17 protein-coding genes are annotated in these 20,615 nt (G+C 46.7%); 15 read left to right on the forward strand and 2 right to left on the reverse strand.

Translation table 11 applies throughout. The features are described from left to right. Nucleotides 1–36 precede the first annotated feature (36 nt). Both htpG and DWW70_RS00570 read right to left on the reverse strand, forming a co-directional pair. Nucleotides 37–2,004, reverse strand: a complete 1,968-nt coding sequence (gene htpG / locus DWW70_RS00565) for a molecular chaperone HtpG (RefSeq protein WP_117549077.1) — start codon at nucleotides 2,002–2,004, stop codon at nucleotides 37–39. 250 nt (nucleotides 2,005–2,254) lie between these two features. Next, nucleotides 2,255–2,752: a DUF5721 family protein gene (locus tag DWW70_RS00570; RefSeq protein ID WP_055144706.1), complete on the reverse strand. Its 498-nt coding sequence runs from the start codon at nucleotides 2,750–2,752 to the stop codon at nucleotides 2,255–2,257. A 183-nt stretch (nucleotides 2,753–2,935) separates the two neighbouring features. On the opposite strand from DWW70_RS00570, the gene glgA reads away from it, so the two are divergent. The 15 genes from glgA (at nucleotide 2,936) to rpe (ending at nucleotide 20,600) form a co-directional block, all read left to right on the forward strand. Further along, complete coding sequence (gene glgA / locus DWW70_RS00575; protein WP_055224132.1) at nucleotides 2,936–4,372, forward strand: glycogen synthase GlgA; 1,437 nt, start codon at nucleotides 2,936–2,938, stop codon at nucleotides 4,370–4,372. Between the two features lie 94 nt (nucleotides 4,373–4,466). After that, a complete protein-coding gene (locus DWW70_RS00580) occupies nucleotides 4,467–6,212 on the forward strand; it encodes an Rqc2 family fibronectin-binding protein (RefSeq protein ID WP_117549458.1) in 1,746 nt (581 codons plus the stop codon). A 95-nt stretch (nucleotides 6,213–6,307) separates the two neighbouring features. Beyond that, a complete protein-coding gene (locus DWW70_RS00585) occupies nucleotides 6,308–7,186 on the forward strand; it encodes a YicC/YloC family endoribonuclease (RefSeq protein ID WP_118649086.1) in 879 nt (292 codons plus the stop codon). A gap of 27 nt (nucleotides 7,187–7,213) precedes the next feature. Next, the gene (gene gmk, locus DWW70_RS00590) at nucleotides 7,214–7,852 is read left to right on the forward strand and encodes a guanylate kinase (protein WP_117549074.1); all 639 of its coding nucleotides are present in this window, start codon (nucleotides 7,214–7,216) and stop codon (nucleotides 7,850–7,852) included. Nucleotides 7,853–7,929: 77 nt separating this feature from the next. Further along, a complete protein-coding gene (gene rpoZ, locus DWW70_RS00595) occupies nucleotides 7,930–8,169 on the forward strand; it encodes a DNA-directed RNA polymerase subunit omega (protein ID WP_015534811.1) in 240 nt (79 codons plus the stop codon). 137 nt (nucleotides 8,170–8,306) lie between these two features. After that, entirely contained in the window at nucleotides 8,307–9,860 is a 1,554-nt protein-coding gene (locus DWW70_RS00600) for a UDP-N-acetylmuramoyl-L-alanyl-D-glutamate--2,6-diaminopimelate ligase (protein ID WP_118649087.1), read from the forward strand. Then, nucleotides 9,829–12,087, forward strand: a complete 2,259-nt coding sequence (gene priA / locus DWW70_RS00605) for a replication restart helicase PriA (RefSeq protein ID WP_118649088.1) — start codon at nucleotides 9,829–9,831, stop codon at nucleotides 12,085–12,087. Before DWW70_RS00600 ends, priA begins: the two co-directional genes overlap by 32 nt. A gap of 20 nt (nucleotides 12,088–12,107) precedes the next feature. Beyond that, the gene (gene def / locus DWW70_RS00610) at nucleotides 12,108–12,575 is read left to right on the forward strand and encodes a peptide deformylase (protein WP_015534815.1); all 468 of its coding nucleotides are present in this window, start codon (nucleotides 12,108–12,110) and stop codon (nucleotides 12,573–12,575) included. Between the two features lie 34 nt (nucleotides 12,576–12,609). After that, complete coding sequence (fmt, locus tag DWW70_RS00615; protein WP_118649089.1) at nucleotides 12,610–13,536, forward strand: methionyl-tRNA formyltransferase; 927 nt, start codon at nucleotides 12,610–12,612, stop codon at nucleotides 13,534–13,536. 35 nt (nucleotides 13,537–13,571) lie between these two features. Further along, nucleotides 13,572–14,909 (forward strand): 16S rRNA (cytosine(967)-C(5))-methyltransferase RsmB, encoded by a 1,338-nt coding sequence (gene rsmB / locus DWW70_RS00620; protein WP_118649326.1) that lies wholly within the window; start codon nucleotides 13,572–13,574, stop codon nucleotides 14,907–14,909. Between the two features lie 30 nt (nucleotides 14,910–14,939). Further along, nucleotides 14,940–16,016: a 23S rRNA (adenine(2503)-C(2))-methyltransferase RlmN gene (gene rlmN, locus DWW70_RS00625; RefSeq protein ID WP_015534818.1), complete on the forward strand. Its 1,077-nt coding sequence runs from the start codon at nucleotides 14,940–14,942 to the stop codon at nucleotides 16,014–16,016. An 83-nt stretch (nucleotides 16,017–16,099) separates the two neighbouring features. Further along, nucleotides 16,100–16,834 (forward strand): Stp1/IreP family PP2C-type Ser/Thr phosphatase, encoded by a 735-nt coding sequence (locus tag DWW70_RS00630; RefSeq protein ID WP_015534819.1) that lies wholly within the window; start codon nucleotides 16,100–16,102, stop codon nucleotides 16,832–16,834. 6 nt (nucleotides 16,835–16,840) lie between these two features. Further along, a complete protein-coding gene (gene pknB, locus DWW70_RS00635; protein WP_118649090.1) occupies nucleotides 16,841–19,051 on the forward strand; it encodes a Stk1 family PASTA domain-containing Ser/Thr kinase in 2,211 nt (736 codons plus the stop codon). Nucleotides 19,052–19,065: 14 nt separating this feature from the next. After that, nucleotides 19,066–19,938, forward strand: coding sequence for a ribosome small subunit-dependent GTPase A (rsgA, locus tag DWW70_RS00640; protein WP_118649327.1), 873 nt, complete (start codon nucleotides 19,066–19,068; stop codon nucleotides 19,936–19,938). Then, the gene (rpe, locus tag DWW70_RS00645) at nucleotides 19,938–20,600 is read left to right on the forward strand and encodes a ribulose-phosphate 3-epimerase (protein ID WP_117549067.1); all 663 of its coding nucleotides are present in this window, start codon (nucleotides 19,938–19,940) and stop codon (nucleotides 20,598–20,600) included. The genes rsgA and rpe overlap by 1 nt, the downstream gene beginning before the upstream one ends. The last annotated feature ends 15 nt before the right edge of the window (nucleotides 20,601–20,615 follow it).

The following is a 20,615-nucleotide window of genomic DNA, read 5'->3' on the forward strand; positions in this document are numbered from 1 at the left end:
TAGGATCTGCTGCCGTAAACCGGCAGACAGATTATATTACTTTGTAAGTATTCCAAGGATCTCGTTGCTTCTTGCGATGAACTTGGTCATTGCCTCTGCTGACAGTGGACGGTTGGCAAGTACGGCCAGATCATATAACTGGCAGCAGATCGTAGCTGTGTTGTCGCTGTCAGGGTTGTCCAGAACGTATTTAACAAGCTTGTTGTTGCTGTTCAGGATGAGTGTCTCGCCCTCGCCCTGACCGAACATTGATGGATCCATACCGGCCATGCCGTACATCTTCATCATTTCCTGCATACGTCTTGTCTCCTCAGGCTGGGTGAGGATAGAAGATGTGTTCTCGTCCTTCAGGGATTCAACCTTTACATTCAGGTTCTTCATGTCGAGAGCCTTCTCAAATGTAGCTGTGAGCTTATCCTTGTATTCCTTTGCAGTCTCCTCTGAGAGCTCCTCGCCGACAAAGTTGTCAGAGAGCTCAGCGTCTATTCTGTAGAAGTGAACATTCTCGTTCTTCTGCTCAAGCAGAGTGATGAATGGGCTGTCTATGGTCTGTGTCATGATCAGAGCGTCCATGCCCTCAGCCTTGAACATGTTGATGTACTGTGACTGAGCCTGCTCGTCGGTTACATAGAATACCTTGTTCTCGTACTTTTCTTTTCCTGCCTCAAGATACTCAGGGAGAGTTATATATTTGCCCTCGAGGTTCTTGTAGATGCAGAAGTCCTTCATCTTGTCGAGGAACTTGAGATCCTTCAGACAACCAAACTTGATAAATGGGTTGATGTCATCCCAGTACTTCTCGTAGTCCTCTCTGTGTGTCTTGTACATGCCGGACAGCTTGTCTGCAACCTTCTTGGTGATGTAGTCTGAGATCTTTTTGACAAATCCGTCATTCTGAAGCGCACTACGTGATACGTTCAGTGGGAGATCAGGACAGTCGATACATCCCTTTAAGAGCATGAGGAACTCAGGAATTACTTCCTTGATATTGTCGGCGACGAATACCTGGTTGTTGTACAGCTTGATCGTTCCCTCAAGGTTGTCATACTGTGTATTGATCTTAGGGAAGTACAGGATACCTTTCAGGTTGAATGGGTAGTCCATGTTCAGGTGTATCCAGAACAGAGGCTCCTTGTAGTCGTGGAATACCTTTCTGTAGAACTCCTTGTATTCCTCGTCGGTGCAGTCGTTTGGATGCTTTGCCCACAGTGGGGTAGTGGTGTTGAGTGGCTTAGGAGCTTCAGGCTTCTTCTCCTCGGTCTTTATATCGTCTGCGTCTGGGCCTTTGCTGTCAGTGCTGCCCTCAGCATTATCTGCTGTGTCGCTGACTTCCTTTGCATCCACGTCTACAGTAGCATCCTTAGGATCTTCCTGTGGCTCGTCTGCGTTGGTGTAGTAGATCTCAACAGGCATGAACGAACAATACTTGTCGATGACCTCCTTGATCCTGTATTCATTTGCAAATTCATAGCTGTCCTCGTTCAGATAAAGGGTGATGGTAGTACCTCGGTCAGCCTTAATGCACTTCTTCATGGAGTATTCAAGGCCGTCCTCGCACTCCCAGTATACAGCGTCCTCGCCGTCCTTGTATGACTTTGTCTCGATGGTGACCTTGTCGGCAACCATGAATGCGGAGTAGAAGCCCAGTCCGAAGTGGCCGATGATCTGTTCCTCTGTTGCCTTGTCCTTGTACTGCTCAAGGAATGCCTCGGCTCCTGAGAAAGCGATCTGGTTGATATATTTCTCAACCTCCTCCTCAGTCATACCGATACCGTTATCGGTAAATGTGATGGTCTTGTCGTTGGCACTTGTGGTCACATCTATACGATATGGCTCATCCGGCTCGTCAAATTCGCCCATGAGAGACAGCTTCTTAAGCTTTGTCACGGCATCACAGCCGTTTGATATAAGCTCCCTGACAAATATATCGTGGTCTGAATACAGCCACTTCTTGATGACAGGGAAAATGTTTTCACTGTTGATCGATAAATTTCCGTTCTTCATAATTGTATACATCTCCTTAAAATATAATGGTTTTCAATGAAAGATGTGTCATCCCCGATCTGTGTTCAATCTTAATAGAAATGTACACTGACACATCAGGCTAAAAGGTATGATAAATCAGCTGGGAACTAAAGTCAAGAAAAAATTAGCACTCAGACAAAATGAGTGCTAACAGGGGCGGCGCGTAAAAAAATCCGGCATCAGATGAGGTGCCGGATCTTCAAAAATCATATTAAATTTCTTCAAAAAATCAGCTTTCGGTGAAATATATTCCGGCAGTCTTCAGGAAATCCCTGATCTCCGCATCCCACACATGCTCAAGGGTCTTATCCATGGTGAATATGTTCTGGGTCGCCATGGATGTGAGTTGTATGCTCATGCCGTCATAGTAGACGTTCAAGGTGAGATTTGCCACATCGGATACCGGTATGGTGAGATGGTTCTTCTCAAGCATATCCATGATGTCCGGCTGGGAGAGCACGAGCACTATCTTGAAGCTCAGTGGCAGCTTCTTTCCTCTTATAACATTATATACATGTGGTTTTATGGACTCCCATGAGGCGTAGGATGTGGAAGCCATGAGCTCCAGCTCCTCCTTGTCATAGAAATCCTTGTTTACCCTTCCGTCAAAGCTGTATGTTATCCCGCTTTTTACAAATGCTTCCATGGCGAGAAAACGGTCAAATGTATTGTCCATCAGAAGCTTCTTCACGAAGTCCCTGGTCTCGGTGATGGTGATGTCTAACATTGAAAATCTCCTGTTTTCTGGATTGTGATCGCAGCCGTATCTGCGTGCGGCTGCATGCTAAAAGTATATCAGCGGAATGTGGCAAATGCAACAATATAGATACACTGATTTATTGAATTATGGATACCCGTGTGATATAATATACAAGGATTTAATGTCTAAATGTCATGGAGGGTTTATTTGATGAAGAAGGTTGCATATATAGCATCAGAGTGTGTGCCATTTATAAAGACGGGTGGTCTTGCGGATGTAGTTGGAACACTGCCAAAGATATTTGATAAGAACGAGTATGATGTGAGAGTCATCATGCCGAATTATCTCTGTATTCCGAACAAGTACAGGGAGAAGATGCAGTATATAACGCATTTTTATATGGACATCGGTTACAAGAATGATTATGTTGGCGTTATGTATCTGGAGTATGAGGGTGTCAAGGTATATTTCATAGATAACGAGTATTACTTTAACGGATTTACACCTTATGGTGATGTAAAGTGGGATATCGAGAAGTTCTGTTATTTCTCAAAGGCAGCGCTTTCGATCCTTCCATCGATCGGTTTCCAGCCGGATATACTTCACTGTCATGACTGGCAGGCAGGACTTGTGCCTGTATATCTCAAGACTCTGTTTGCAGGAGATATGTTCTATACAAGCATGAAGTCTGTTATGACTATTCATAATCTCCAGTTCCAGGGCAAGTGGGATATAAAGACCATTCAGGAGTATTCAGGGCTCCCTGATTATGTATTTACACCGGACAAGCTGGAGATCCAGAAGGATGCTGCCATGCTCAAGGGCGGACTTGTATATGCAGATAAGATAACAACGGTAAGTAACACATATGCCAAGGAGATACAGACTCCATATTATGGAGAGGGACTTGACGGGCTCTTAAGTGCCAGATGGCAGTCACTCTGGGGCATTGTCAACGGTATAGATTACGAGGTATGGAATCCTGCAACAGATCCACAGGTATATAAGAACTACAGCGTGGATAACTTCAGACAGCTCAAGAAGATCAACAAGATCGAACTGCAGAAGGAATGTGGACTTCCTCAGGATGAGAATCAGTTTGTAATAGGAATCATATCCAGACTCACAGACCAGAAGGGTCTTGATCTGGTTGACAGGATCATGAACGATATATGCTGTGACGGAGTACAGTTCATCGTCCTCGGAACCGGTGACGGCAAGTACGAGAACATGTTCAAGTATTATCAGGGAATACATCCTGCAAAGGTATCAGCGAACATCTATTATTCAGATGAGAGATCTCATAAGATGTATGCAGGCTGCGATGTGATGCTCGTGCCTTCAAGATTTGAGCCATGTGGACTCACACAGCTCATGGCACTCAGATATGGCACAGTTCCAGTAGTAAGAGAGACAGGTGGTCTTGCAGATACTGTTGAGGCTTATAATCAGTTCGAGGGTACAGGAACAGGATTCTCATTTGCTAATTATGATGCATATGAGCTCCTCAATGCCATAAACTATGCAAAGGAAGTGTACTATAACAACAAAGAGGCATGGTATGGAATCCAGGAGCGTGGCATGAGACAGGATTACTCATGGTATAACTCAGCGAATATATATAAGGATCTCTACAATTCACTGTAGGATCAGGCTCACAGTAATGTGGTAGTAGATATGGAAGAGGCAGAGAATGAATTTGCATTTTCTGCCTTTTTTCAGGGATATAGGAGAGACAGATATGGCGTTTGACGGAATAGTGATATCCAATGTAGTAAGAGACATGAAGGAGAAACTCATCGACGGAAGGATATATAAGATATATCAGCCGGAGAAGGACGAGCTCAACATAGTAATAAAGAATAACAGGGAGAATTACAGGCTGCTCATGTCTGCGGATGCAAGCCTCCCGCTTATATACTTTCAGCAGTCCGCCAAGGAGAATCCTATGACAGCGCCGAATTTCTGTATGCTCCTCAGGAAGCATATCAACAACGGAAGGATAGTTGATGTGTATCAGCCGGGCTTTGAGAGAATAGTTGTCATGGTCATCGAGCATCTGGACGAGCTTGGAGATCTAAAGAGAAAGAAACTCATCATAGAGATCATGGGTAAGCACAGCAATATCATATTTGCCACGGATGAGAATGTCATCATCGACAGCATAAAGCATATATCCCATATGGTGAGCTCAGTGAGGGAGGTTCTTCCGGGCAGGACTTATGAGTATCCTCCGGCGGGAGGAAAGGTATCCCCGCTTGAGATAGAGCGCGGGGACTTCATAGAGCGTGTGAGCTCGAGCCCTACGAATATCATAAAGGCGATATACCAGAACATAACCGGATTTTCACCGGTTGTGGCGAGTGAGATAACCTACAGGGCAGGACTTGACGGCAACATGCCTGTGGACAGCATGAGCGAGGCGGATGTCGCAAGGCTTTATGATGAATTTGCCGGGATAGTATCTGATATAAGGAACGGGAACTATACTCCTGAAATCATACTGGACGGTTACACTCCAGTGGAGTTCTCGTCGGTGCATCTGTCGATGTACAGCGACAAGACCATAGAATCAAGGGATGACATTTCAAAGGTGCTTGATGAGTATTTCTACAGAAAGAGTGCGGTCACAAGGATAAGACAGAAGTCATCGGATCTCAGAAAGATCGTCTCGAATGCCATTGAGAGAACGAGCAAGAAGTACGACCTGCAGCTCGCTCAGTTAAAGGACACTGAATCCAGGGAAAAGTACCGTGTGTACGGAGAACTGATCAACACATATGGTTACAATATAGAACAGGGAGCGGACAGTTTTGAGGCTCTCAACTACTATACTAACGAGATGATAAAGATCCCGCTTGACAAGACCATATCTGTTATGGATAACTCCAAGAGATATTTTGCGAGATACAACAAGCTCAAGAGGACTTATGAGGCACTTACACAGCTCACTGTCGAGACGAAGAGTGAGCTGGAGCATCTTCAGTCGGTACAGACGTTCCTTGATATGGCGATAGATGAGAATTCACTGGCACAGGTCAAGGAGGAGCTCGTAGCCTGCGGATATGTAAAGGGACATTACGGACGCAAGGGCGACAGAAAAAAGGCAAAGTCAAAACCGCTGCACTACATATCCAGCGATGGATTCCATATGTATGTGGGCAAGAATAATATCCAGAACGATGAGCTCACATTTAAATTCGCAAATGGTGGGGATATGTGGTTCCATGCTAAGAAGATGCCGGGTTCCCATGTCATCGTGAGACTTGAGGGTGCGGGAGAACTTCCTGATTCTACATATGAGGAGGCGGCAAGACTTGCAGCGTATTATTCGTCTGGAAGGACGGCACCGAAGGTGGAGATAGACTATACCGAGCGCAGAAATATCAAAAAGCCTGCGGGGGCAAAGCCTGGATTTGTAATATATCATACGAATTACTCGATGATCGCAGAGCCGAGGATTGCGGGAATAGAGGAAGTACAATAAATAATTTGATTTTTAAACAGGTGTGAAGTATAATATATTATCTGTTATCAGGTAATTGAAAACAACATATAACCTGGGAATATTAGGAGACAGATATGGTAAAAAGCATGACAGGATTTGGCCGCAGCGAGAGGGTGACTGATGCATACAAGATAGTTGTAGAGATGAAGTCAGTCAATCACAGATTCTGCGACATCAATATAAAGCTCCCAAAGAAGATAAGTTTCTTTGAGACAAACATAAGAACATATCTCAAAAAATATATTGAGAGAGGAAAGGTTGACGTGTTCATCACATACGAGGATTTCTCGGATGACAATGTCAAGCTGAAGTACAACAAGGACGTTGCCGAGAAGTACATGGGATATTTCGAGGAGATGTCCAAGGATTTTGGAATTGAGAACAGCATAACACCTGCACAGCTTGGAGGCTTCCCTGACGTGTTCACGGTTGAGGAGCAGGCGGTCGACCAGGATGAGCTGTGGAAGATAATAGAGACATCCCTTGACGAGGCTGCGAAGATGTTCGTGCAGTCGAGGATAACAGAGGGAGAGAACCTTAAGAAGGACATGATCGACAAGCTTGACGGAATGAGAGCTGCCGTTGATTATATAGAGGAGATATCACCAGAACTTGTGGAGGAGTACAGACGCAAGCTCACGGACAAGATCACAGAGGTCCTTGACAATCCTGTTATAGATGAGAACAGGATCGCCACAGAGGTCGTTATATATGCGGACAAGATATGTGTGGACGAGGAGACTGTAAGGCTTAAGAGCCATATCAGCAGCACGAAGAAGATTCTGGAGAATGGCGGAAGCGTCGGCAGGAAGCTGGACTTCATCGCACAGGAGATGAACAGAGAGGCGAACACAATACTTTCAAAGGCCAATTCACTTGATGTGTCAGACAAGGCGATACAGCTCAAGACTGACATAGAGAAGGTCAGAGAGCAGATACAGAATCTGGAATAGAATACATAATTTTTAGAGGTAATGATGATGGCAGATAAGAGTACAAAGCGTGGATCGCTCATAGTCATATCCGGTTTTTCAGGAGTTGGAAAGGGCACAGTTGTCAAGAGACTTGTGTCGGATTTTGGATATAACCTTTCAGTGTCCGCGACGACAAGATCACCGAGAGAGGGTGAGGTCGATGGAAGAGAGTATTATTTCATGGATCGCAAGGATTTTGAGAATCTCATTGACTACGGCGGATTTATCGAGTGGACACAGTATGTAGAGAATTATTACGGAACTCCAAAGAAGTATGTTGAGGAGAAGCTTGCTGATGGCAAGGACGTCATACTCGAGATAGAGGTCATGGGTGCACTCAATGTCAAGAAGCAGTTCCCTGATGCGCTTCTCATATTTATATCAGCTCCAAGCATAAGCGAGCTTAAGAGCAGACTGGCAGGAAGAGGAACAGAGTCGGAGGAGACCATAATCAAGAGACTCCGAAAGGCCACAGAGGAAGCTGAGGACATGGACAAGTACGACTACATCATAGTCAACGATGATCTGGACGAGTGTATACACACCGTGGATTCAGTCATCAGAAGCTATGGCTGCAGAAGAGATAATCAGCTTGGATATATAGCCGGAATAAAAGAAGAGCTTGCAGAGATAAAGAAACTCTGATAAATTAGACTGGATAACAGTGGACAGCAGTTTAGAAGAATATTTCAATAATCATATAAGAAAGGGGATATAATATCATGTTACATCCATCATACACAGACTTAATGTCAGTAGTAAATGCAGAGGTTGAGCCAGGTGAGCAGCCTGTAGTAAACAGCAGATATTCAATCGTTCTTGCAACAGCAAAGAGAGCAAGAGAGATCATTGATGGTCAGGAGCCTATGGTGGCAGCAGACCCAAAGAAGAAGCCATTATCCATCGCTGTAGATGAAGTTTACCATGGAAAGGTAAAGATCGTCGGAGCAGACGAGGATTAACAGACCGGAATATATAGCGGTAAGTGAGAAGAATGGAGGTTGGAGCTTTTAGCACAGCCTCCTATTTTTCTGATACACAACTGTGCCGGATGTGGCATATTCTAAATAAACAGGAATATGTCGACGGGAGGTGTATCATGAGGGCGTCAGATGTTCTAAAAGGCACGGTCTATGAGATCCTGGCAGGAAACATTGACTGTCAGATTACGGATCTGGCAGATGATTCCAGAGATGTCACACAGGGAACTCTTTTTGTGTGCCGGAGAGGTGCGAGAACAGATGGACATCGCTATATAGATGATGCCGTGGCAAGTGGCGCAGCGTGTATAGTCGTGACAGATGATATCGGCATACCTGCGGAGCGGTCAGCCGGACGCTGGGGGGATACCGATTGTGTACTGATCGTGAGACTGTATGACTATCGCCACGGTATAGGAATGATATGTAATAATTTCTGGAATTTTCCGTCACGAAGTATGAAGGTTATAGGTGTGACCGGGACAAAGGGAAAGACCACGGTCGCATGTATGATAAAGTCTATGCTGGACAGATGGGGGCGTAGAACCGGTCTTGTGGGAACCATAGAGATCGATGACTGTATCCGGAAGATACCATCTGTGAACACCACTCCGGGAACGATATATCTCCATCGCAAGCTTGCAGACATGGTGGCAAATGGTGCGGAATACTGCGTCATGGAGGTATCGTCACAGGGGCTTATGCACGGCCGTGTGTCAGGGGTAGAATTTGATATATGCGTATATACAAATCTTGCTCCGGATCACATTGGGCGGAATGAACACCGCACATTTGCCGAGTATGGGAGATGGAAGAGAAGCCTGTTCTCAAAGTGTAAGACTGCGGTGATAAATGCAGATGACATGTATTCTGGGTGTATTGCTGCCGAGGCTGTGAATGCAGGGGCTGAAGTGGTATATTATGGTGTGAGGAATCACACTGCAGCCGGGGATGGCAATGTGTGTATGGCGGGAGCGATACACAGGCTCATTCTCCATAGAGTTATGGGGATAGGCTATGAGTGTGAGAGAACGGACGGGGAGAGCACTTACATGACTGTTGGCATACCGGGAGAGTTCAATGTGTACAATTCTCTTGCTGCGGTAACCACTTGCGGGATCATCGGGATACCGATGGAGGTAATGCAGGATTCGCAGTCGGATATGAAGGTGAGGGGCAGACTCGAGCCGGTGGAGATTCCGGGATACGCAAGGATATTCATCGATTATGCCCACAATGCCGTGAGCCTGGAAAATGTACTGACCACCCTCAGACAGTACAGGCCGAAGAGGCTTATATGTCTGTTCGGATGCGGCGGCAACAGATCAGCCGGGCGCAGAAAAGGCATGGGATTTGTGTCGGGCAGGCTGGCGGATATGACGGTCATAACAAGTGATAACCCGAGGTTTGAATCCCCGGAGGCGATAATGACGGATATTGAGACCGGGGTTCTCGAGGGCGGAGGAGAATATGTAAAGATATGCAGCCGTCTGGATGCTATAAGATACGCTCTGGAGATTTCGGACAGGGATGATATAGTCCTTCTGGCCGGCAAAGGCCATGAGACATATCAGGATATAGAGGGACGCAGGACACAAATGGACGAGAGAGAAATGATACGGCAGATATTGGAGGAGAAAAATGCGGGGATTGTACGCAGATGTGATAATTGATATATCCCATGAGGCGATAGACAGAACATTTCAATATGCTATTCCTGACGATATTGCCGGCAGGATACAGATAGGAAGTCAGGTCAACATTCCATTTGGCAAGGGAAATAATCTGAGAAAAGGCTATGTCATAGGGATATCGGATTCCACGGAATATGATGAGAGCAGGATAAAGTCTATAGATTCTCTGTGCGAGGACGGCGTGGCAGCTCCGGGAAGGCTCCTTGCCCTTGCGGCGTGGATAAAGGAGAACTACGGCTCCACCATGATAAATGCCATCCAGACGGTGATGCCGGTGAAAAAAACGGTTAAGTCCGTGGTGGTCAGATATGTTGTCCTTTCATGCGAGGATGTGGACACATGGGAATACAGATATATGAAGAAGAATGCCAGGGCAAAGCTCAGGCTCCTCCGCGAGCTTATGGTGAGACATGAGCTCCCAATGACGGAGGCCACCGGGACTTTGAATGTGTCACATCAGGCGGTTAAGGCCATGGAGGACGAAGGTGTCGTTCGTATCGTTGAGGACAGCAGATACCGGGATGTGGTGTCTGACGCGGTGAGGCAGCAGGCATTTGAGGCTCCTGATATAGAGCTTAACAGTGACCAGCAGAGGATAGTCGATGATTTCGTAAGTGATGCAGATCAGGGTATACACAGGACTTATCTTCTTCATGGCGTGACGGGAAGCGGCAAGACTGAGGTGTATGTGAGGTGTATCCGTGAAGTCGTCCGCGCGGGCAGACAGGCGATCGTGCTGATACCTGAGATAGCACTCACGTATCAGACACTGACATATTTCTCCAGATACTTTGGTGACCGTGTGACCATGGTCAACTCAAAGCTCAGCAGCGGGGAGAAGTATGATCAGTTTGAGCGCGCAAGGAAGGACGATGTGGATGTGGTGATAGGCCCGAGGTCTGCGCTGTTTACCCCATTTGAGAAGCTGGGGCTGATAATAATAGACGAGGAGCATGAGAGCAGCTATAAGAGTGACAGCCCGCCAAAATATCACGCAAGGGAGACTGCCATAGAACGTGCAAGGCTTGAGGGGGCGAGTGTCATACTCGGTTCCGCAACTCCTTCCGTGGAGAGCTACAAGCGTGCACTGGCGGGTGAGTACAGGCTGTGGACCATGGACAGCCGTGTTGAGGGCAGAGCCATGGCAGAGACAAGCATAGTAGATCTCAGGGATGAACTCCACCGGGGCAACAGATCCATAATAAGCGACGAGCTTGCAAATGATATAGCGGACAGGCTCAGCAAGCGGGAACAGATCATACTGTTCATCAACAAGCGGGGATATAACAGCTTTGTATCCTGCAGGAGCTGCGGAGAGGCAGTGAAATGTCCGCACTGTGACGTGTCCATGGCACTGCACTCTGGAAATAATACACAGAAGGGCGTGCTTGTGTGCCACTACTGCGGATTCAGAATGCCGGAGCCGGACAAATGTCCGGCGTGCGGTTCAAAGCTCATAGGAGGCTATGGAGTCGGAACCGAGAAGGTCGAGCAGGAGGTACACAGGTTGTTCCCGGAGGCCAGGACTTTAAGGATGGACAGGGATACGACCTCGAAGAAGAATTCTCATGAGCAGATACTTGAGAGCTTCGGAAGAGGCGATGCGGACATACTCATTGGAACCCAGATGATAGTCAAGGGACATGACTTTTCCAGAGTGACACTTGTGGGTGTGCTGCTGGCGGATCTCACACTGTTCAGCGGAGACTACAGAGCCGGTGAGAGGACATTTGACCTGCTGACCCAGGCTGCGGGAAGAGCCGGAAGGGGTGATGTGCCCGGAAAGGTTGTGATACAGACCTACAAGCCGGACAACTACGCCATAACTGCGGCAGCGTCCCAGAATTACAGGGCATTCTACGATATCGAGGAGGCGTACAGATCACTCATGAGGTATCCGCCGGAGTGGAATATGATGGTCATAATGGGCACGGGCATGGACGAAGAACAGCTTGCCAATATAATGGATAGGATGTATTCTCTTATAAGGGGAAAATATATAAATGCAGGACATCTGTCTGTGATCGGTCCTTCGGAACCGGCCATATCAAAGATAAAGGATGTGTACAGGCGGGTGTTGTATATAAAACACCGGGATTACAGGATGCTGGTGGATGTCAAGGATTATGTCGAGGAATGGCTTAAGGAGAACGGAGAGAACGATGTGAGCGTATTCTTTGACCTGAATCCGGTAAATATGTATTAGTGAAAAGGAGATTTGTGGACATGGCGATAAGAAATATAAGATATGACGGAGATGACATACTCAGAAAGGTGTGCAGACCGGTTGAGAAGATGGATGACAGAACACTTACACTCATAGATGACATGTTTGATACCATGTATGAGGCAAATGGAGTTGGACTTGCCGCACCTCAGGTTGGAATCCTCAAGAGGATAGTTGTTATTGATGTCGGCGATGACAATCCACTCTGTCTTATAAATCCTGTGATAACAGAATCAGACGGAGAGCAGACAGGTGAGGAGGGATGCCTCAGCCTTCCTGGAAAATTTGGAACAGTTACAAGACCTATGCATGTAATATGCAAGGCATTTGACGAGAATATGGAGGAGTTTACAGTCGAGGGAGAGGGACTTCTGGCGAGAGCTATCTGCCACGAGCTTGATCATCTTGACGGAAAGCTCTACAAGGATCTTGTCGAGGATGGCCTTCACGAGGTAGAGCAGAATTAAGAGATACTTAACCTATAACAAGGAGGACATGCAGATGAGAGTTATATATATGGGAACCCCTGATTTTGCCGTGCACGCACTTGTATCCATAGTGGAAGCGGGACATGACGTTGTGGCATGCTTTACGCAGCCGGACAAGGCAAAGGGAAGGAGCAAAAAGCTTCAACCGACACCGGTGAAGGTACAGGCAATGGAATATGATATTCCGGTATATCAGCCGGTGAAGCTCCGTGAGCAGGAGAACGTGGACATCATCAGAGCGTATGCACCTGATGTGATAGTTGTGGCAGCATATGGCCAGATACTTCCTGAGAGCATACTCAATATTCCGAAGTACGGATGTGTCAATATCCATGCATCGCTGCTCCCGAAGTACCGCGGTGCGGCACCTATCGAGTGGGCGATCATTGACGGCGAGAAGGAGACCGGAGTCACCACCATGTACATGGCAAAGGGACTTGATACCGGAGATATGATAGAACATTCGATTGTGTCTATCGGTGACGATGACACTGGAGAGACATTGACGGACAAGCTTGCGGCAAGCGGTGCGCAGCTTATACTGTCAACCCTTGAAAAGCTTGAGAATGGAACTGCGGTTCGGACCCCTCAGGATGACAGCCTGAGCTGTTACGCTTCCATGTTGAACAAGGGTATGGGAGATATAGATTTCAGTGAGCCGGCAGAGAAGATAGAGAGACTTGTGAGAGGTCTTCAGCCATGGCCTTGTGCATACACAAGGATAGGCGGCAAGAATGTCAAGATATATGGGGCAAAGGTAGTGAGCCGTGAGGATGGCATTGCACCGGGTGAGATAACCATGGTGACCAAGAAGACATTTGCCATAGCGTGTGGACAGGATGCACTCCAGATAACAAGATTGCAGCCTGAGGGCAAGAAGCCTATGGATGCGGCGGCGTTCCTTGCGGGCAATAAACTCACAGCCGGAGAGCACATCTGATCAAATATATCTGATGAAGAATGGACAGAGGTAGAATGGATACAAAGACTCGAGAGGTGGTTCTGACCACATTACTGGACATAGAGAAAAATCATACATTTTCAAATATAGCACTTGGAACGGCACTCCGCGCCAACCAGTTCATGAGCAAACAGGACAGGGCGTACATCACGAGAATGGTCGAGGGAGTCACAGAGCAGAGGATAAAGCTGGACTACATAATAAACCAGTTCTCCAAAACAAAGGTGAACAAGTGCAAGCCGCTCATAAGATGCGTCCTCAGGATGGGAACTTACGAGCTGTTCTTTATGGACTCTGTTCCGGATTCGGCTGCCTGCAACCTGTCGGTGAAGCTGGCGGTGGATCATGGATTTGGAAGCCTCAGAGGCTTTGTCAACGGAGTGCTCAGAAATATCGGGAGAAACAGGGATGGTATAAAATACCCTGATAAGAACACATCACCTTTGGAATACTATTCGGTTGAATATTCAGTTCCTGTGGAGCTTGTGGAGATACTGCTGCAGGACTATGACAGAGAAACGGTGGACAGGATACTCGGAAGCAGCTACGAAATGCGTCCGACATCCATAAGGGTGAATACAGACAGGATAAGCGTTGATGAAGTCGAGAGGAAGCTGGAGGCCGCTGGAATAGAGACAGTGCGAGGAAGCCTGAATGACACATCACTTCTTATAAAGGGATATGATTATGTCAGAAGGATCCCAGGATTCATGGATGGAGAATTTGTTGTACAGGATCAGAGTTCGTGTCTGGCTGTAAGGGCAGCAGGTATACAGAATGGAGATCTGGTGGTGGATGTGTGTGCAGCACCGGGCGGCAAAACCATGTATGCCGCAAGTCTTGCGGGACAGACAGGAAGGGTTATCTCAAGGGATCTCACCGAGAACAAGACGGAGCTCATAGAGGAGAACGTGGACAGACTTGGACTGACAAATGTCACTGTCGAGGCATGGGATGCGAGAGACCTTGATGAGAACCTTGTCGGAAAGGCTGATGTGGTAATAGCAGACCTTCCGTGTTCGGGACTTGGCATAATGGGCAGGAAGAACGATATCAAGTACAATGTGACAGGTGACAGCATAGACGAGCTGGCACAGCTTCAAAGGGATATTCTTGACACTGTATCCAGATATGTGAAAACGGGTGGAACACTGGTGTATTCGACATGTACTATAGACAGCAGGGAGAATCAGAACAATGTTAAGTGGTTTGTGGAAAATCATGATTTTGAGACTGTGAGTATAGATGAGATTGTACCGGGGCACGGCGGCGATAAAGGATATGTAACTCTGTTACAGGGAGTCGATGAGTGTGATGGATTTTTCATATCGAAGTTCGTGCGTACAAAATAGATAGAACATGTATAAAAGATTGGACAGAGTATGGAAGTAAAGGATAGAGAAGATAAGGATATTAGACAGCCGGATCTGAAATCAATGAATATGGAAGAACTCAGGAACTGGGTCACCGGTGCCGGTCAGCCGGCATTCAGGGCGAAGCAGATATATCAGTGGTTTCATGTGAAGCTTGCGGACGGAACGGAGGAGATGACCAATCTGCCGAAAAGCCTCAGAGAGAAGATGGATGAATATGGAATATATGGTGTGAGCGTTGTCACCAGACTCATTTCAGAGGATGACGGCACAAATAAATTCCTGTTCAGACTCCATGATGGGAATGTCATAGAGAGCGTGCTCATGAAGTACAAGCATGGCAATTCCGTGTGCATATCATCCCAGGTGGGCTGCCGTATGGGCTGCAGGTTCTGTGCATCGACCATAGGCGGGCTGGTGAGGAATCTCACAGCGTCCGAGATGCTGTCACAGATATACAGCATCCAGAAGATAACAGGTGAGCGTGTGTCAAATGTGGTCGTGATGGGAACAGGAGAGCCGCTGGATAACTTTGACAATCTTGTCAGGTTCATAGAGATGCTGACGGACGAGAATGGACTGAACATAAGCCAGAGAAATGTCACAGTGTCGAGCTGCGGTTTAGTGCCTGAGATAAAGAGGCTTGCGGATATGGGGCTTTCCATTACATTTGCATTGTCGCTTCACGCGCCAAATGACGAGGACAGAAGGGCACTCATGCCGATAGCCAACAGATACAGCATTGCAGAGGTTCTGGACGCCTGTGATTATTACTTTGATAGGACGGGCAGGAGGATAACATTTGAGTATTCTCTTGTAAAAGGGCAGAATGACAGCCCTGAGAAGGCATGCGAGCTGGCGCGTCTCATAAGGGGAAGAAACTGCCATGTGAACCTCATCCCCGTAAATCCGATCAAGGAGAGGGATTACGAGAGGGCGGATAACAGCGCCATTGAGAATTTCAAAAATATTCTGGAGAGAAACCAGATAACAGCTACGGTGCGAAGAAGCATGGGGCGTGACATAGACGCAGCGTGCGGACAGCTCCGCCGTAAATATGAGGAGGAGAACAAGACGGATAAATAGTTCGTCTTGTTCTTTTTTATGTGTTGTGCTAAAATAGGCAAGGTGGCGTATCAGATAATATTTTAGGCTGATGGAGAGAATATATGAAATCATTTGGAATAACAGATGTTGGAAAAAAGCGTTCCATGAATCAGGACAGCATATTTTATACAGATGAGCCAATAGGGGCTATCAGCAATCTGTACATAGTTGCGGATGGCATGGGCGGTCATAAGGCCGGGGACGTTGCATCCAGAACGGCGATTGAAGCCGCAGTTGAATATATAAGTGAAAGCGAGATAAGCAATCCTGTATCGCTGCTCAAGAGGGCGATAATATATGCCAATGACAAGGTGTATAAGCTTGCGCTCAGCAATCCGGAGGATTACGCAGGTATGGGAACGACATTTGTAGCTGCAGTGATCGATGATGGAATCATGTATGTCGCGAATATAGGTGACAGCAGATTATATATAGTTAACAATGAGATAAGACAGGTCACACTTGATCACTCATTGGTTGAGGAGCTGATAAGGAATGGTCAGCTCGACAGGAATAAGGGACGGAATCATCCAGAGAAGAACATTATAACCCGAGCACTTGGAATAGGTGATGATGTGGTTCCGGATTTCTTTGAAGTAGAACTTTCAGCGGATGATAAGATCCTTCTATGTTCTGATGGTTTGTCGAACATGATAGAGGACGACGAGATTCGGGACATTGTATCAGAGTCGGATGATCTTAAGACAGTCGGTGAGAAGCTGGTGGAGAGAGCGAATTACTACGGCGGCAAGGACAATATATCTGCCGTTGTAGCTGCGATAGATTGGGAGGAATAAATTGGTATGTTAAATCCGGGAACGATGCTCAGCGGTCGTTATGAGATCATAGAATTGGTTGGATCTGGCGGTATGTCAGAGGTATATAAGGCAAAATGTCATGTGTTAAACAGATATGTTGCCATAAAGGTGCTTAAGCCTGAGTTCAGCTCAGACGTTAATTTTGTTACAAAGTTCAGGATAGAGGCCCAGTCTGCGGCGGGGCTGTCACATCCTAATATTGTGAATGTATACGATGTCGGTGAGGACAACGGAATATATTATATAGTAATGGAGCTTGTGGAGGGAACCACCCTCAAGGAATATATACAGGCCCACGGCAGAATAGAGCCTATGCAGGCGATCGATTTTGCCATACAGATAGCCCAGGGACTTCAGGCAGCCCATGAGCATCACACGATACACAGAGATATAAAGCCTCAGAACATCATCATGTCGAACAACGGCACGCTGAAGGTTACTGATTTCGGAATCGCAAGAGCCGCATCGTCAAGCACGACCACGACAAATGCGATGGGTAGTGTTCACTACATATCACCGGAGCAGGCAAGGGGCGGATTCTCAGATGAGAGAAGTGATATTTATTCACTCGGTATCACCATGTATGAGATGCTCACAGGACATGTTCCATTTGAAGGCGAGAACAATGTGGCTATAGCGCTGATGCACATTCAGGGCGAGATGGTATCACCTAGGGAGTATTACCCGGATATACCTACAAGCCTTGAGAAGATCATAAGAAAGTGTACACAGAAGAAGCCGGAGAGACGATATCTCACAGCAAATGCGCTTATAGCTGATCTCAACAGAGTAAAAGAGAATCCTAATATAGATTGTATAGTGGTGCCTAAGACCAGCGTTCCTACATCCCCTACCATTGAGATGACAAAGCAGGAGATGGAGATGATCAAGACCGGAAGACAGGTCGATAAGGCAGATACTACGGAGATTCCACCTGTAAGTCCGAGAACGTCAGAGATCAAGGCTAACGTGCCAGTTATGCCGCCGTCACAGTTCGACGATCTGTTCCCAGATGACGACGATGAAGAGGATGATACGGACGAGTCAGTGGCAGATGATGGAGAACAGGAGCAGGAATACGATGGAGAAGAGGAGCTTGATCCAAGACTTAAGAAGATAATCATGGTATCAAGTATTGCCATCGCGGTGGTTCTTGCCATACTTGCCATACTTCTCATAGGCAAGATAGCCGGCTGGAATATTCTGGGCGGTAAGGGTAAGACGGAGGAAAGCACCGATGTCATAACCACAGAGGGAGCGAACGACACAACTGCACAGGAGACAGTACCTATGGTCAATGTAGTAGGTCTGTATAAGACTGCGGCTGAGGAGCAGATGAAGAAGAATGGCTTCACCAACTATACATTTGTGGAGAAGACAGATGCCACAGTTGAGAAGGGCTATGTAATATCACAGAGTATAGATGATGGAACATCCATAACAAAGGATACACAGATAACTATTTACGTGTCATCGGGCAAGGAAAAGACCAAGGTGCCGGATGTTTTCGGATATGAGGACAGTCAGGCCACAACATTGCTCGAGGAGGCAGGACTTAAGGTGACACATGGCTATGCGTACGATGATAATGTTGAGAAGGATCATGTAATATCCTCAGATCCTGTTGCCGGAACAGAGGTTGAGGAGGGCTCAACAGTCAAGATAATCATCAGTAACGGTAAGGAGACGAAGAAGATCGCAGTTCCTAACCTCAAGGGTATGTCTGAGGCAGATGCAGCAGATAAGCTTCAGGAGGTCAACCTGGTAGGCAATCCAAGCTATGAGTACAGCGATGATGTGAAGGAAGGCCAGGTAATATCACAGGATCCTGAGGTCAACACTGAGGTTGACGAGGGAACTACCGTGTCATATGTTGTCAGTAAGGGACCTCAGAAGGTTACATACTCTGTATCTTTCAGCGGTTCAATATCGAATATAGAGTTTGATTTTGATACATTTGGAAGTGTGATAGTTGACATCTCATACACAATAGGCAGACAGACATTCTCTGTATACAGCGGCAAGGCTGGTGCAGGAGACTTCCCTATCAATATAGATGGAGTTGAGGGTCCTACAGGACTTGAGAGCAACCAGGGATCATTCTCTGTGACCATCACGGATTCAGAGGGAATAGATGTCACATCAAGCTTTAACACGGGCGGTTTGTCCGCTACATTTACACAGGAGAGTAATTAGTAGTGGCAGAGATCATATCAGGAAAGATAATCAAAGGAATCGGTGGATTCTATTATATAGACGCCGAGGATGGACATTTGTACGAATGTAAGGCGAAGGGCATCTTCAGAAACAAAAAGGTCAAGCCCCTTGTCGGAGATAATGTGAATATAGAGATACTTGATCCTGAGAACAATCTAGGTAATATCGTTGAGATATTGCCTAGATTTAACTCTTTAATAAGACCTGCTGTGGCAAATGTGGATCAGACGATCATAATATTTGCCGTGAGCGAGCCTGAGCCGAACTTTAACCTACTTGACAGATTCCTTGTCAGCATGGAGAAAAGCGGTGTTGAGACTATCATTTGTTTTAACAAGACGGATCTTTCGCCGGACAATATGGAGGCTTGCAGATCATACAGCAAGAGCGGGTATGAGACAATCTTCATAAGTGCCAGGGAAGGCGAGGGCATAGACAGGCTCAGGGAGATCATAAAAGACCGCACAACGGTGTTTGCGGGGCCATCGGGAGTCGGCAAGTCGTCTACTCTCAATGCGATCAAGCCAGAGGCGGAGGCCCAGACAGGCGCTATAAGTGACAAGATAAAGCGTGGCAAGCACACCACGAGACATTCTGAGCTCATGCACATTGGCGGCAGGACATATATTATGGACACCCCGGGCTTTTCATCGCTCTATGTTGATTCCATAGAGGCGGAGGATCTCAAGGAGTATTTCCCGGATATTGCGGCATATACGGGAAAGTGCAGATTCAACATGTGCAATCATGTCAGTGAGCCGGATTGTCTGGTAAAGCAGGCGGTTGCGGACGGAGAGATAAGCCGTATAAGATACGAAGATTATGTAATGATATATAACGACTTAAAAGAAAAGAGGAAATGGTAATGATAATTCTTTCACCTTCATTATTGTCAGTTGATTTTGCACATATTGCGGACGGCATTGCGGAGCTTGACAGAGCGAAAGTTCCTGCGCTGCACCTTGACGTTATGGACGGTGCGTTTGTTCCGAACATATCATTTGGTGCGCCTGTCATAAAGTGTCTCAGAAAAGAGACGAACATGATATTTGACGTGCATCTCATGATAGAGGAGCCGGACAGATATCTTGAGGATTTCAAGAAGGCAGGTGCTGACTGGGTAACCGTACATGCAGAGAGCTGTAAGCATCTGCACAGAACCGTTGCCAGGATACATGAGCTTGGAATGAAGGCCGGAGTGGCACTCAATCCGGCAACTCCTGTATCAGTGCTTGACTATGTGATAGACGATCTGGATATGGTACTTGTTATGAGTGTCAATCCGGGATTCGGCGGACAGTCATTCATTCCTTCAGCACTCAGAAAGGTGGCTGAGGTCAGAAAAATGGCAGATGACAGAGGCCTTGAGCTCAATATAGAGGTGGATGGTGGAGTCAATTTGAAGAATGTGGGTGACGTCATAGAAGCCGGTGCAAATGTCATAGTTGCCGGTTCTGCGGTATTTGGCGGAGATGCCTACGAGAACAGCTGCAGCTTTCTCAAAGTATTTGAGAAATATGAGGCATAGATAATAAAGGGCAAA

Source organism: Coprococcus sp. AF16-5 (assembly GCF_003479365.1).
GTDB classification, from domain to species: domain Bacteria; phylum Bacillota; class Clostridia; order Lachnospirales; family Lachnospiraceae; genus Coprococcus; species Coprococcus aceti.